We start from the raw sequence: 14,584 nt of genomic DNA on the forward strand, positions 1-14,584 counted from the left end.
CAGCGTGGCGCGCAGGATCACCGGTAGAAGCCACGGCGATCCGCGCACCGCCGACACGAGGGCCAAAGTCAAGGACGACTACAGGCCCTCGCGTGACGAAATCCTGCGCTACATCGCCGAGAACCCCGACCGCGCGGGAAAACGCGACATCGCAAAGGCGTTTGCCTTGCGCGGCGACGACCGCATCTGGCTGAAGGACATTCTGCGCGACCTGCAGGACGAAGGCATCCTGACCAAGGAGCGCAAGCGGCTGGCCCGTGTCGGCGCCCTGCCCCATGTCGCCGTGCTCGACATTTTCGGTCGCGACGGCGACGGTATTCTGCTGGCGCATCCGGCGGAGGCCGTCGGCACCGGCGAACCGCCGGTGATCTCGATCCGCGTCTCCCGCGGCGGCAATGGCCCGCAGCCTGGCATTGGCGACCGTGTGCTGGCCAAGACCTTCCCGACCGACGAGGCGACCGGGCCTGCCTATACGGGCCGCGTAATGAAGATTTTCGAGAAGCGGACAGATGCCGTGCTGGGCGTCTTCCGGATCCTGAGGGACGGCACCTTCCGCATCGAGCCGGTCGAACGTCGCCAGCCCGAACTGATCGTCGACAAGGAATTCCAGAACGGCGCCAGGAACGGCGACCTTGTCGAGGTCGAGCCCGCGCGGGCCTCCCGGTATGGTTTGCCGCGCGCAAAAGTGCTGGCGGTGCTGGGCTCGCTGACCAGCGAAAAGGCGGTCTCGATGATCGCCATCCACGCGCACGACATTCCGCATATCTTCCCGGCCGACGTCATCGCCGAATCGGAGGCTGTAAAGCCGGCGACGCTTGCTCACCGCGAGGACTGGCGCGACCTGCCGCTGGTGACCATCGACCCGGCCGACGCCAAGGACCATGACGACGCCGTCTTCGCCACGCCCGACCTCGATGAGAAGAACCCCGGCGGCGTGATCGCCACAGTGGCGATCGCCGATGTTGCGGCCTATGTCCGCTATGGCACCGCACTCGATCGCGAGGCGCTGAAACGCGGCAATTCTGTCTATTTCCCCGACCGCGTCGTGCCGATGCTGCCAGAGCGCATCTCCAACGACCTGTGCTCGCTGCGCGAAGGCCAGGACCGTCCCGCGCTTGCCGTGCGCATGATTTTTGCCGCCGATGGCCGCAAGCTGCGTCACACCTTCCACCGCGTCATGATGAAATCGGCGGCAAAGCTCGCCTATCCGCAGGCCCAGGCCGCGATAGACGGCCTTCCTGACGACAAGACCGGCCCGATCCTCGATACGGTGCTGAAGCCGCTGTGGGACGCCTACGCCATCCTCAAGCGCGGCCGCGATGGCCGCCAGCCGCTCGAGCTTGATCTGCCGGAGCGCAAGATCCTGCTCAAGCCGGACGGCACCGTCGACCGCGTCATCGTCCCGGAGCGGCTCGACGCCCACAAGCTGATCGAAGAATTCATGATCCAGGCCAATGTCGCCGCCGCCGAAACGCTGGAAGCGAAGAAGCAGGCGCTGGTCTACCGCGTCCACGATGCGCCGTCGCTGGCCAAGCAGGAATCGCTGCGCGAGTTCCTGCAGACGCTCGGCCTGTCGCTGGCGCGTGGCGCGCAGATGCGGCCCGCCCAGTTCAACGGCATTCTCGAGCGCGTGCGTGGCGCCGACAATGAGGGGCTAGTCAACGAAGTGGTGCTGCGCTCGCAGAGTCAGGCCGAATATTCGCCCAAGAACATCGGCCATTTCGGCCTCAACCTGAAGCGCTACGCGCATTTCACCTCCCCGATCCGTCGCTATGCCGATCTGATCGTGCATCGCGGGCTGATTGCCGCACTTGAGCTCGGCCCCGGCGGGCTGACGCAGGACGAAGAGACGCGGCTGGAAGACGTCGCGGTGCTGATCTCGGGCACCGAGCGCCGCGCCATGGCGGCCGAGCGCGACACCGTCGACCGGCTGATCGCCGCCTACCTCGCCGAGCGCATCGACGACCGCTTCGACGCCCGCATTTCGGGCGTCACCAAATCGGGATTATTTGTCCAATTGCCGCAGTTTGGCGCAGATGGCTTCATCCCGGTGTCAAGTCTGGATGGCGATTACTATATATATGACGAAACCGCGCGATCGCTGTTCGGAGAACGCACCGGCAAGGGCTATCAGCTTGCCGACCGCGTCGAGGTTCGCCTGATCGAGGTGGCGCCTATGGCCGGCGCGATGCGTTTCGAGATGCTGACCGACCCGAAGCCCCTGCCCGGCTCCAAACGGTCGTTTCACAAGGCAAAAGGCCGCGCCCGCGCGTCGCAATCGCGCCCGGGGTCGCGCGGCAGGAGACGATAATGGCAAGCGAAATGGGAATCCAGAAGCAGGTTTTCGGCGGCGAACATCATTCGGGCCGAGTCGCCCGCCCGCTGTGGACGGCGATGAAGCGCGGCGCCCTTGGCCGCTGCCCGCATTGCGGAGAAGGCAGGTTGTTCGCCGGCTTCACCAAAAGCGTCGACAAATGCGCCGCGTGCGGTGAGGAGTTCCACCACCACCGCGCCGACGACCTGCCCGCTTATCTCGTCATCGTCATCGTCGGCCACATCGTTCTCGGCGCCTTCATGGGCGTCGAGGCGACGTCGACGCTCTCCATGTGGCAGCACATCGCCATTTGGGTGCCGTTGACCATCGTGCTGTCGGTCGCTCTGCTGCAACCGGTGAAGGGCGCCGTCATCGGACTGCAATGGGCGCTCTATATGCACGGCTTCGGCGGCGAAAAAGACGGCACCGAGCCGCATCCCGGAACCTAGTTTGCGTCAGGGCAATGTCGCCTGGCGCAACATGCCGACCGTGAAAGGCCACTTTCGTTTGCCAGAAGTTTCCGCTAGGTCCTGCGCATGGAAGGTATGACCAAGGCGGAAGTCAGCAGGATGGACCGTGGCGCAGCCGCCCACAGCGGCCTGCCCATACGCCCGCGCGATGCCGCCACCCTGATCCTGCTCGACCGCGAGGGCGACGAGATTCTGGTGCTGATGGGCCGGCGCCATGCAGGCCACGCCTTCATGCCCGGCAAGTTCGTCTTTCCCGGCGGCCGCACCGATTCGGCCGACAGCCGCATTGCCGTTGCCACCCCATTGCTTCCGGAGGAAGAAGCCAGGCTGACCGCCGGCGTCGGCCGCATCAGCCCGTCGCGGGCCCGTGCCATCGCGCTCTCGGCCATCCGCGAGACTTATGAGGAAGCCGGCCTGCTCATCGGCCGCAAAGGCTCGTTCGCAACCGACAAACGCGACTGGCAGGGCTTTGTCGAGCACGGCGTCCAGCCTTCGCTGGCGCCGCTGCGCTTCATTGCCCGCGCCATCACCCCGCCCAATCGCGTGCGTCGTTTCGACACCCGCTTCTTCAGCGCCTGGCGCAGCGATGTCGCCGTGGAACTGCCGGGTGGCGGCCCGACCAATGAGCTGGAAGAACTGGTCTGGCTGCCGCTCGCCAAGGCCAGAGAGGCCGATATCCCCGACATCACCCGAACGATCTTGCAGGAGCTGGAGACGCGGCTTGCCGGCGATCCGCGCCTGCGACCCGGTGGGTCCGTGCCGTTCTACCGGCTTGTCCGCAACCGCTTCGTTCGCGAAATTCTTTAGAGCAATTCCAGGAAACGTGTGACGCGGTTTTCCGTCCGGAATTACGCAATATCAAACAGACAGAGTATTCAGGCATCACATGACGGTCGATACCCAGCAAGAGGGCGACGAGCGCGTACATTGGCTACCGATGATCGCCGCGATCTCGTCGATCAGCGTCGTCGGCATCGCCATAGGCCTCGGCATGCCGCTGCTCAGCGTTATTCTCGAGAGCCGCGGCCACTCGGCATCGATGATCGGCCTCAACACCGCGGTCGCCGGCCTCGCCTCGATCGCCGGCGCCCCGCTGGCCACGCCGCTGGCGATGCGCTTCGGCGTCGCCTGGACGATGATCGCCATGATCGCCGCCGGCGCGCTCGCCTTTGTCGGCTTCCACTTCGCGCCGGACTTCTGGATGTGGTTCCCACTACGCATCGTGCTGCACATCGCGCTGACGGTGCTGTTCATCCTGTCGGAATTCTGGATCAGCACCTCGGCGCCGCCGCGTCGGCGCGGCCTGGTGCTCGGCATCTACGCCACCGTGCTGTCGCTCGGCTTCGCCGCCGGGCCATGGATCTTCGCCCATATCGGCAGCACCGGCTTCTTGCCGTTTGGCGTCATCATCGTCCTGGTCGCGCTGGCCGCAATCCCGGTGCTGGCCGCACGGAATGAAAGTCCCACAATCGTGGTTGACGGCGAAACCAGCAACTTCCTGCGCTACATCTGGCTGGTGCCGACAGCGACCGCCGCCGTGCTGGTGTTCGGCGCTGTCGAGACCGGCGGCTTTGCGCTGTTCCCCGTCTATGGCAACCGCATCGGCTATTCCGAGGCGGATGCAGCCCTCCTGCTCACCATGATCGGCCTCGGCAACGTGCTGTTGCAGATCCCTATCGGCATGATCAGCGACCGCGTCTCAGACCGCCGCTATCTGCTTTTGGCCTGCGCCACGGTCGGACTTGCCGGCACCATCTTCATGCCGTTCTTCGCCGGCAATTGGCACCTGATGGCGACGCTTCTGTTCGTCTGGGGCGGCGTGGTGGCCGCCATGTACACGATCGGCCTTGCCCATCTGGGCTCGCAGCTCTCCGGCCATGAACTGGCCTCGGCCAACGCCGCCTTCGTGCTCTGCTACGGCGTCGGCATGGTGCTTGGCCCGCAGGCGATCGGCATCGGCATGGATGCCTTCGGGCCCTCCGGCTTCGGCTGGTCGCTCGGCCTGTTCTTTGCCGCCTATATCGCCTTGGTCAGCGCCAGGCTGGTCCGCAAGATCTGGTAGCCTGTCCGTCGCCAGCCTGCGCAATCCTGACGGGATGTCGCCGCTGCTGACAGAACCGTGTCAGGAGACCTCAGCTAAAAGGGTGTCCCAAAAAACCCGAGTTTGAGGATACGGCGATGATCGACAGCGGCTTTGAAACCACATCTCTGCGCATGACGCTTCTGCTGCTTGTCAGCTTCCAGGCACCGGCAGCCGATGTCGACCGCATCATGGACGCCGTGGTCGCGATCGCGCCGCTGGCAATGGGCAAATACGACCGCAACGCCTATCAAACGGCGCACGGCATCGAACGCTACCGACCGCTGGAAGGTGCAGCCGCCGGCGTCGAAACCGAACTGCGCCGCCGCCCCGGCACCGTCGAGGTCTCGTTCGAGTTGCCCGATGACCAGGTGCTCGCCGCCCGCGTCGTCGAGGCGATTTTCCAGGCGCATTCCTACCAGGAGCCGGTGATCCGCATCCAGCCGATCCTCGCCAGCCGCTCCAAGGGCCTGGACGACCGCGCCAATCCGAATCGCTGGTGGAACACCACCGGGGACTGGAAGAAAGCGCTTCCAGTTAAGGAAGAAGCCTAGAAATCCGGCCCCGCTGAGGGGAAGCACCGGCCTTACCTTCTCCGTTGTGAGGTGAGAAGCGGTCCGTAGCGGACGAAAAGCCAATTGCGTGGTTTTTCGAGATTCGAATGCCCTGAGCCTGCGAAGAGTTGGGCGCGGGTGACCAATCCACCCTGCCGAACCAGCGCCGCTTCGCAGCGTCGCGGCATTCGCCGGCCTATAGCCATGCTGTCCGTCTCATCCTCAGCCTCCATCGGGCCGATGATAAAACCGGACAACTCATGTGCTACCTAATCCGGACAACTCATGTGCTTACGACACAGGCAAGGCGTCGGGCTTGACTTTCCGGGCACGTTCTTTATGTGTCGCGCCAAGTTTCCCGCGTCCGGGTGTTTTCCCCCGCTCCAGCGGCCAAAACCCCACGAACATAACGGACTGATACAATGGCCAAAGCCGCAAACATCAAGATCAAGCTTCTGTCGACCGCCGACACCGGTTTCTTCTACGTGACCAGCAAGAACAGCCGTACCAAGACCGACAAGCTGTCGTTCCGCAAATACGACCCGGTCGCCAAGAAGCATGTCGAGTTCAAGGAAACCAAGATCAAGTAATCTGGTTTTCATACGCTCTGTCAAAAGCGCCGCCCCTTCGGGCGGCGTTTTTGATTCAAGGCCCCGAAAGCCAGAACCCTCCGCTGTTTGGCGCGAAGTGCTCATCTCATTTTTTGGCAAAAAAGGGGGCCGGTCGGCGTATGGCAGCGGTACGAGGAGGCCACTATGTGCCAGCGCCGGCCGGCCGACCCCACGGACCCAGGAGATGCGGCGGACCTGAGCATCATGGGGTATTCGGCGAAGCGATGCGGCTGTCTACCCTCGTGCCCGCATCGCCCTTGTTCTTGCACCGCACATTTGCGCAACAATGTTTGAAAATCAATAGTTTCTTAACCAAGCCTGCCGAATCGCTTGGATTAAGGTAAATTCCTAACCCTGTCCGATTGACTGCATAATCGGTGTTCTAGCCTACGCTGCCTTGGCGACGACCCGGTTGCGGCCGCCACTTTTGGCTTCGTAGAGCGCCACGTCGGCACGTTTCATCAAAGCCGCGACCGTGTCCGCGCCCTTCAGAACCGATGACACGCCGACGCTGACCGTGACTTCGATCGCCTTGCCTTCAGGGCCGATGGCAAAGGGCAGCTGGGCGATTTCGGCGCGAATGCGCTCGGCAACCTTCTCCGCCACCGCGCCGTCCGTGTCCGGCATCACAACGACGAATTCCTCGCCGCCGAAGCGGCAGGCAAGGTCGATGCCCCTGACGTTCTTGCGCAGCCGCCTTGCGAACTCGCGCAGCACATCGTCGCCGCCGTCATGGCCATGCGAGTCATTGACGGTCTTGAAGCGGTCGAGATCGGTGATCATCACAGACAGAGGCCGCCGCCGCGCCACGGCGCGGTCGAACAGCGTCTGCAAATGGCTGTCGAGGTAGCGGCGGTTGTGCAGCCCGGTCAATGCGTCGGTCACCGCCATCTCTATGGTCTGGGCGACGCTGGCGCGCAGCTGGTCATTGTAGCGCTTGCGGCGCACCTGCGTGCGCAGCCGCGCCGTCAGCTCCTGCTGGTCGATCGGCCGCATCAGATAGTCGTTGATGCCGAGTTCGAGGCCTCTGATGATGCGGCCCTCCTCGCCTTCGTCGGCAATCAGGATGATCGGCAGGAAGCGGGTGCGGTCGAGCGAACGCAATTGCGAACACAACCGCAGCGGATCGAAATCGGTAAAACCGGTCGAGATCAGCACGCACTCATAGGGCGCCTCGGCGGCCTGGAAGAAGCCGGCATGCGGATCGGTGGCAATGTCGAGCTCGGCGCTGCCGCGCAGCATGTTCTGGATGCGCTCAACCGACGATTTGCGCTCGTCGATCAACAGCACCTTCGGCGTGGCGTCCTCCGACGCGAAGCTGCGGCTCAACAGCGCCTCGATGCCGATGTTGCGGGTGGTCGATGCGCGCAGCCGCAGCTCGTCGGTCAGCGACTTCAGCCTGACCAGGCTCTTCACCCGCGTCATCAGTTGCAGATCGTTGACCGGCTTGGTGAGAAAGTCGTCGGCGCCTGCCTCGAGGCCGCGCACCCGGTCGGCAACATGGCCCAGCGCGGTCACCATGACCACCGGTATATGCGCGGTCGCCGGATCGCTTTTCAGCCGCTTGCAGACCTCGAACCCGTCCATGCCGGGCATCATCACGTCGAGCAGCACGACATCGACCTTGCCGTTTTCGCAGGTCTCGATCGCGTCCGGCCCGTTGGAGGCCGTCAACACCTCGAAATATTCGGCCAGCAGCCGAACCTCGAGAAGTTTGACATTGGCAGGGATGTCGTCGACGACGAGGATCCGCGCGGTCATGTCACAAGGCTCCGGCTGAAGGCATCAGGCATCACCGAGATAGGATTTGATGGTCTCGATGAAACGCGGCACCGAGATCGGCTTGGAGATGTAGGCCTCGCAACCGCCCTGGCGAATGCGTTCCTCGTCGCCCTTCATGGCGAAGGCGGTGACGGCGATGACCGGAATGGAATGGAGGTCGTCGTCCTCCTTCAGCCATTTCGTCACTTCCAGCCCCGACACTTCTGGCAGCTGGATGTCCATCAGGATCAGGTCGGGCCTGTGCTGGCGCGCCAGATCGAGCGCCTCGAGCCCGTTGCGCGTGCGCACCGTTTCATAACCGCTGGCTTCGATGAGGTCGCGAAAGAGCTTCATATTGAGCTCGTTGTCCTCGACGATCATGACCTTCTTAGGCATCGATTTCCCGTCCCGGCCAGGCTTCTGCCCGAAGCCCTGCCGCTATGCGCCCTTGTCGAAGCACACCAAACTCTCGCTCACTCTTAAGGCAATATGATTGACGAAATGGAAACCCGAAGCGGCAAAAGCCATTCGGATTCCACCTCGAAAACCACATTGGATCGGGGCTGTGGCTTGCCGCAGGCGACGCTTGCGATTACTGCGGAAAAGAGACTCATTTCCGCAACGAGAAAGTAGTGATGGCAAACGCAGCGTCAATGCGCGAGGAAGCGGAAACCATTGCCGTGAAGGCACTGGGCTTCGTCGCCGCCGACCCCGAACTCCTGCCGCGCTTCCTGGCCATCACCGGCATCGAGGCGTCCGCCATCCGCCGCGCCGCGGCCGAACCGGGATTCCTTGCCGGCGTGCTGCAGTTCATCCTCGCCCACGAGCCGACCTTGCTGCGCTTTGCCGAGGAAACCGGCACCCCGCCTGCCTCAGTCGGCAAGGCTTTGCGCGCGCTGCCTCTTGGCGGCGACGACCATGAGCATTCGTAATGAGCGACGATCCCGAGACGGCACGCCAGATCGCCGAACTTGCAGCCGACGACCGGCCTCTGCTGATCCTCGACGTCGACGATGTCGTGCTCGAATTCATCCGGCCGTTTCCGCATTTCCTGAAATCGCGCGGCTTCGGCCTGACGCTGGCCTCGTTCCGTCTCACCGGCAACATTGCCGAAACGGCGAGCGGCCGGCTGATCGAACAGCCGGAGGTGACGGCACTTCTCGGAGATTTCTTCGATACGCAGGCCGACTGGCAGAGCGTCACCGATGGTGCCGAACAAGCGCTTGCCAGCCTTGGCGACCGCGCCGAGATCGTCCTTTTGACCGCCATGCCGCACCGGCATCGCGCTGCGCGCCGCGCCCATCTCGATGCGCTCGGGCTGCCCTATCCGCTGTTGACCACCGAGATGGCCAAGGGACCCGCGGTGGCCAAATTGCGTGGTAGCAGAGGCCGGCCGGTAGCCTTTGTCGACGACCAGCCCGCCAACCTCATCTCGGCACGCAACTCGGTTGCCGACGCCCATCTCTTCCACCTGATGGCCGACAATTCGCTGCGCGCCTTCTTGCCGCCGGTGCCGGACGACATCATCTCCGTCGAGGACTGGCACGAGGCCGCGCCGAAGATCGCGAGCGCGCTCGGGCTTTAAGCCCAAGCGCCTCCAAGCTTGGCGATCAAGGCTGCAGCTTCGCCCCTGCTCCGCCATTGTTGCCCTCGCCAGGGATCGCATCCTGATCGGTGTTGTCTTCCACGACCGGATCCGGCCCCTTCAGCATGGCGCCGTTGACCGTCACCGACCCATCGTGCCTGGCGTTGATCACCCATTCGATACGGCCGTCCGGCAGCGTCTTGGCAAATCCCTTGATGGCCAAGGCGCCGGTAAAAGCCTGTGAGGCCTGCGGGTCGGTCTTCGCCGCCTCCTGCAGGCTTGCCACGATCTTGTCGTAGCCGGTCACGTCGATTGTCACGTTGGCATCGGGCTTCTCGCCATCGGGAAACGTCATATCGCCCTCCAGCCCGATTTCGGCACCGCCGCCCTTGACCGTGCTGTGGCCGATGAGGATCTTGGGGCCGTTCGCCAGAAAATCTTTCTTCAGGCCGTCGCCGAAATCCGCCGAAAGCGGCGGGTTGTTGTTGAGATCGAAGGCCTCGATAGCCTTCTTGGCCATTGTGTCGAGATCGATGTTGGCCCCACCGAAATTGAGGTCGATGTCGGTGGGCAACAGCGCGACGCTCCAGGCTGGAACAAGATTTTGCGGTATCGAGAGCCCAGACGCTTTGATCCCGTAGCTGATCGTTCCGTTGCGCGAGACACCGTCCATGCCGAAGGCGATGCCGAGTGTTGCTGCGCCGAAACTGCCGATCGGGCTGCCGACGCTGAAATCCTTGAGACTGTAAGCCCCATCAATCCGCTCCCATATCGGCAGCGCGGTCAGAAGATGCGACTTGAGCTCCGCCTGATTGGCTTTCAGTTTCGCCTCGTCCTCATTGGCCACGGCGAAAGCCAACAGGTCCAGAATAGGCTTCGTGCGCAGCCCCTTGCCTTTCGCGTCGACCGAAAATTCGGGCGACTTGACCGTCAGCGGGATTTTCTGCCCGCTGTTGGGGTTGTCGATCGTGATGACCTCTGCAAAATCGGCAATCGTCTGAACCATGCTAAAATCGACACCGCCATTTGCGCCCTTGGTAGCGCTCATTGTGGCGGTTCCAGCACCAGAACTCATCTCCGTGCGCTGCCTGGCGTCCTGCGACGTCATATTCATGCCTTCAAGTGACGACGTGGCGCTGCTGAAAGCCGCCAACTCGGGATGGTAGACACCAACGAACTTCCCGCCCTTGATAGACATCTTCATGCTTTGCGGCCCCTGAGGGCCGTTGAACTCCATCGACCCTTCCGGCGCCAGATTGCCTGAGACATCCCACGCGCCATCGCTGCGTGGTTTGGTCAACAGCGTATAAGGGGTGAGATCGAGCTTCAGGCCATCCTGTTTTGCCAAGAGTTCCACGACGGGCTTGAAATCGAATGCGAGCTTGTAGGCGTCGCCTTCGACCGAGACCTTCAGAAATCCGATCTCGAACGGCTTCTTGCTGAAATAGCGCGCCAGATTGTCGGTAAGCTGCTTGGCGCCCTCGCTGTCGACCGTCTGCCCAAGCGCCGGCGCACTGCAGGCTAGAAGCAAAGCGAATGGCAAAACGCGCTTCATATCGATCCTCCACTTTATTGCAGTCGTCAAAACCGCTTCTACCACTGGTAGGAAAATACCATCACAGCCGCAAGACAAGACCTATGGATTGCTGCCGCCTACAACAACAGCCGCATCAGCGGCCGTCCGGCCTTGCGTTCGACAAGCCGCTCGAAGCCGGCCTTTTCGAACACACGCGACGAGCCGACGAACAGCCCGATCGAACGCGAATCGCGCGACACGTCGATCGGACACGCCTCGACCAGCCGCGCCTTGTTCTGGCGGGCAAAAGCGATGCCGCCCTCGACCAGGCGGTGGCTGACGCCCCGGCCGCGCGCGCTGGCGCGGATGAAGAAGCAGGAGATGGCCCAGACGCCGGGATCTACGGCGTCGGTTGGATCGACCGGCGCCGAGCCCCGGCCCCGATTGTTCCATTCGGGCACGTCGGCGCGTGGACCGATCTGCATCCAGCCGACCGCCTGGCCGTCCTCGAAGGCCAAAAGCCCCGGCGGCGGCCCGGCCTCGATACGCACCTTGATATGATCCTTGTTGCGCTGCTTGTCGCTGGCCCGCCGGACCGCCGGCGCCATCCGGAAATGCGTGCACCAGCAGCCGTAACAGGCGCCCTGCTTGCCGAAAAGATCCTCGAAATCCGCCCATAGGTCAGGCGCCAGCGGCGCTATGGTGGTGCTCATGAGTTCTCTCCCGGCTAACCGCTTGTGGCGGCTTCCGTCCTGACGTACCATTGCATCTGTTCTCTTTATGTTCGCAGCGATGGCGGCCCCTGTCAACAATCCCGAGCACGGTTTTTGCCGCGACTGCCTGACCTTTCAGCGCAGCGATACCAGGCGCTGTGAGCGTTGCGGCAGCCCTCGACTCACCCGCCATCCCGAGCTCTACCAGCTGCATCTGGCGCATATCGATTGCGACGCCTTCTATGCGGCGATCGAAAAGCGCGACAATCCGGCGCTGAAGGACAAGCCTCTGATCATCGGCGGCGGCAAGCGCGGCGTCGTCTCCACCGCCTGCTACATCGCCCGCATCAAGGGGGTGCGCTCGGCAATGCCGATGTTCAAGGCGCTCGAAGCCTGTCCGGAAGCGGTCGTCATCCCGCCCAATATGGAGAAATACGTCCGCGTCGGCCGCGATGTCCGCGCGCTGATGCAGGCGCTCACGCCGCTGGTCGAACCGCTCTCCATCGATGAGGCGTTTCTCGACCTCGCCGGCACCGAGCGCCTGCACGGCATGCCGCCGGCGGTGGTGCTGGCGCGCTTTGCGCAGACCGTCGAAAAGGAAATCGGCATCACCGTTTCGGCCGGCCTTTCCTACTGCAAGTTCCTGGCCAAGGTTGCCTCCGATTTCCGCAAGCCGCGCGGCTTTTCGGTGATCGGCGAAGCCGAGGCGCTGGGTTTCCTGGCCGAACAGCCAGTGACGCTGATCTGGGGCGTAGGCAAGGCTTTTGCCGCAACGCTCGAACGCGACGGCATCCGCAGCATCGCCCAGTTGCAGCGCATGGAGCGCGCCGATCTTATGCGCCGCTATGGCGTGATGGGCACCCGGCTCTACCATCTCTCGCGCGGCCAGGACGACCGCCGTGTTGATCCCGACCAGGATGCGAAAAGTGTGTCGGCCGAAACCACTTTCGACACCGACATAGCTGAAATGGGCGAACTGGTTCCAGTGCTGAGGGGATTGTCGGAAAAGGTCTCGGCGCGGCTGAAGAAGTCAGGCATTGCCGGGCGCACCGTGGTGCTGAAGCTGAAGACGCAGGATTTCAAGCTGCGCACCCGCAACCGCCAGCTCGGCGACCCGACAAGGCTGGCCGACCGTATTTTCCAGACCGGGCTCGACCTTTTGCGCAAGGAGGCGGACGGGACAAAGTACCGGCTGCTCGGCATCGGTCTCAGCGATCTCTCGGATGACGAGAAGGCCGATCCGCCCGATCTCGTCGACGTCGGCTCGCGCAAGCGCGCCATGGCCGAAAGCGCCATCGATACGCTGCGCGACAAGTTCGGCAAGAAGGCGGTGGAAACCGGCTACACCTTCGGTAAAGGCCGCAACGCCAACCCGCCGGAGCCGATCGAGGAGTGAGACGGCTTAGATACGCTTGAGATCGATGCGGCTCGTCACCACGTTCTTGCCGGTTTTCGGATCGACGTCGGTAACGGTCAACCGCATTCCGTCGCCGCTGGTTTTCTCGACCGTCAACCACGCCTTGCGATCGCCATTGACCTCCGCCGCCCAGCGAATGCAGAGACTGATCGCGTTCCCGGAACGGCTGCCGGCGAGCTGTGCCGGCCCGGTGCGCGACCCGACATAGACGCCAGTATACTTCGCCCCGCGGGCCTTCAGATTGGCGCTGATGGCGCGCGTCACCACGACAAGACCACGGCAATTGCCGTCAAGCGACAATGAACTCGAGGTCGCGTCGGAATTGAAGGTGCAGGACACATTCACCCTCGGTGCGTCGGTGGTGACCTTGACTGTCCCCTTGCCGGAGAAATTCCCTTGCAAGGAGCTGAGAAAATTCGCCTCGTCGGCATCGGCCGTGGCGCTTGCAGTTAGCAGGCAGCCGGCTAGCAGAAACCGCGCGAATGATTTCATCGGAATCTCTCCCCCGTTGATGTTGAAGAAACGATGCGTCCAGCAATTGGCCAATACCGGGAACCAACGCCTGCCGTTGCGTCAGGTTCCACTTCCAGCATGGCTGTTTTGCAACGGGTCTGGCCCAGTCGAATGCGTCGCCTAACGGTTGCGATAGAAGTCCCGGCTTGCGACATAGCGCCTATGGCACCTTCCCCATCGATCCCCAAAGCCGCGTTCTGGATGGCGCTGTCCATCGCCTCGTTTCTGGCGATGTCAGTCGCCGGCCGCGCAACCACCGCCGAGCTCAACGTCTTCCAGGTGCTGGAACTGCGCTCGGTGATCGGCTTCTTCATCCTGTTGCCGCTGGTGATGATGAGCGGCGGATTCGCTGCAATGCGCACGCAGCGCCCGTTGGCCCATATCGCTCGCAATGTCATCCACTATACGGGCCAGGCCGCATGGCTCTATGCGCTGACGCTGATCCCGCTTGCGGTGCTCATATCGGTCGAATTCACCACGCCGATCTGGACCGCGATCCTGGCGGTGGCGTTTCTTGGCGAAAGGCTCTCCCGCCCGAAAATTGCGGCGGTCGTGCTTGGCCTGATCGGCGTGGTGGTCATCGTTCGCCCCGGCGTCGGCTCCATGGATCCGGGTCACCTCGTCGTTCTCGGCGCGGCCGTGTGCTTTGGCGTATCGGTGGTGTTGGTCAAGTCGCTGACCCGCACGGACAGTGTCGTGCGCATCATCTTCTGGATGCTGATCATCCAGTCGGTGGTCGGCCTGATCCCGGCGCTTTATGAATGGCGCAACCCACCGCTCGAACTCTGGCCATGGATCCTGCTGATTGCCTTCACCGGCATGTCGTCGCATTTCTGCATGGCGCGTGCCCTCACCTATGCCGACGCTACGGTGATTTCACCGATGGATTTCCTGCGCGTGCCACTGTCGGCGCTGATCGGCTGGCTGCTCTACAGCGAACAGATCGACATCTTTACAGCCGGCGGCGCCCTGCTGATCCTGATGGGCAACCTGCTCAACCTGCAGCGCAAGGCGCCAAAGCCGGCCGAGGTCGCGGCCTCGTAGCGGTCG

General features: G+C 63.1%; 15 protein-coding genes. 10 read left to right on the top strand and 5 right to left on the bottom strand.

The features are described 5' to 3' along the window. The first annotated feature begins 4 nt into the window (after positions 1-4). From rnr to rpmG, 6 genes are all read left to right on the top strand, one after another. Entirely contained in the window at positions 5-2,311 is a 2,307-nt protein-coding gene (rnr, locus tag NKJ18_RS05140; protein ID WP_352757914.1) for a ribonuclease R, read from the top strand. Continuing rightward, positions 2,311-2,763 carry a DUF983 domain-containing protein gene (locus NKJ18_RS05145; protein ID WP_027050375.1) on the top strand — a complete coding sequence of 151 codons (453 nt, stop codon included), beginning with the start codon at positions 2,311-2,313 and terminating at the stop codon, positions 2,761-2,763. Before rnr ends, NKJ18_RS05145 begins: the two co-directional genes overlap by 1 nt. Before the next feature lie 87 nt (positions 2,764-2,850). After that, positions 2,851-3,591 carry an NUDIX hydrolase gene (locus NKJ18_RS05150; protein WP_023714243.1) on the top strand — a complete coding sequence of 247 codons (741 nt, stop codon included), beginning with the start codon at positions 2,851-2,853 and terminating at the stop codon, positions 3,589-3,591. Between the two features lie 79 nt (positions 3,592-3,670). Then, entirely contained in the window at positions 3,671-4,846 is a 1,176-nt protein-coding gene (locus tag NKJ18_RS05155) for an MFS transporter (protein ID WP_023815377.1), read from the top strand. Positions 4,847-4,962: 116 nt separating this feature from the next. Then, on the top strand, positions 4,963-5,418 hold the full coding sequence (locus NKJ18_RS05160) for a YqfO family protein (protein WP_023688312.1): 456 nt from the start codon (positions 4,963-4,965) through the stop codon (positions 5,416-5,418). Between the two features lie 422 nt (positions 5,419-5,840). Beyond that, a complete protein-coding gene (gene rpmG, locus NKJ18_RS05165; protein WP_006201775.1) occupies positions 5,841-6,008 on the top strand; it encodes a 50S ribosomal protein L33 in 168 nt (55 codons plus the stop codon). 408 nt (positions 6,009-6,416) lie between these two features. On the opposite strand, the gene NKJ18_RS05170 is transcribed toward rpmG, so the two are convergent. Then, positions 6,417-7,790, bottom strand: coding sequence for a PleD family two-component system response regulator (locus NKJ18_RS05170; RefSeq protein WP_023681572.1), 1,374 nt, complete (start codon positions 7,788-7,790; stop codon positions 6,417-6,419). Positions 7,791-7,814: 24 nt separating this feature from the next. Further along, positions 7,815-8,186: a response regulator gene (locus NKJ18_RS05175; RefSeq protein WP_023667574.1), complete on the bottom strand. Its 372-nt coding sequence runs from the start codon at positions 8,184-8,186 to the stop codon at positions 7,815-7,817. Positions 8,187-8,425: 239 nt separating this feature from the next. On the opposite strand from NKJ18_RS05175, the gene NKJ18_RS05180 reads away from it, so the two are divergent. Beyond that, positions 8,426-8,722 carry a DUF3572 domain-containing protein gene (locus NKJ18_RS05180; RefSeq protein WP_352757915.1) on the top strand — a complete coding sequence of 99 codons (297 nt, stop codon included), beginning with the start codon at positions 8,426-8,428 and terminating at the stop codon, positions 8,720-8,722. Next, a complete protein-coding gene (locus NKJ18_RS05185; protein ID WP_023667576.1) occupies positions 8,722-9,375 on the top strand; it encodes a hypothetical protein in 654 nt (217 codons plus the stop codon). The genes NKJ18_RS05180 and NKJ18_RS05185 overlap by 1 nt, the downstream gene beginning before the upstream one ends. 25 nt (positions 9,376-9,400) lie before the next feature. On the opposite strand, the gene NKJ18_RS05190 is transcribed toward NKJ18_RS05185, so the two are convergent. Next, a complete protein-coding gene (locus tag NKJ18_RS05190) occupies positions 9,401-10,930 on the bottom strand; it encodes a hypothetical protein (RefSeq protein ID WP_352757916.1) in 1,530 nt (509 codons plus the stop codon). A gap of 98 nt (positions 10,931-11,028) precedes the next feature. Further along, positions 11,029-11,604, bottom strand: coding sequence for a GNAT family N-acetyltransferase (locus NKJ18_RS05195; protein ID WP_352757917.1), 576 nt, complete (start codon positions 11,602-11,604; stop codon positions 11,029-11,031). Between the two features lie 67 nt (positions 11,605-11,671). Here NKJ18_RS05195 and NKJ18_RS05200 point away from each other — a divergent pair, with 67 nt between their 5' ends. After that, positions 11,672-13,000 carry a DNA polymerase IV gene (locus tag NKJ18_RS05200; RefSeq protein WP_352757918.1) on the top strand — a complete coding sequence of 443 codons (1,329 nt, stop codon included), beginning with the start codon at positions 11,672-11,674 and terminating at the stop codon, positions 12,998-13,000. A 6-nt stretch (positions 13,001-13,006) separates the two neighbouring features. Here NKJ18_RS05200 and NKJ18_RS05205 read toward each other — a convergent pair whose 3' ends face one another. Beyond that, a complete protein-coding gene (locus NKJ18_RS05205) occupies positions 13,007-13,513 on the bottom strand; it encodes a hypothetical protein (RefSeq protein WP_352757919.1) in 507 nt (168 codons plus the stop codon). Positions 13,514-13,696: 183 nt separating this feature from the next. Between NKJ18_RS05205 and NKJ18_RS05210 the strand changes: the two genes are divergently transcribed. After that, on the top strand, positions 13,697-14,578 hold the full coding sequence (locus NKJ18_RS05210) for a DMT family transporter (RefSeq protein ID WP_023681579.1): 882 nt from the start codon (positions 13,697-13,699) through the stop codon (positions 14,576-14,578). The last annotated feature ends 6 nt before the right edge of the window (positions 14,579-14,584 follow it).

It is taken from the genome of Mesorhizobium sp. M0217 (assembly GCF_040321955.1).
Taxonomy (GTDB): Bacteria; Pseudomonadota; Alphaproteobacteria; order Rhizobiales; family Rhizobiaceae; genus Mesorhizobium.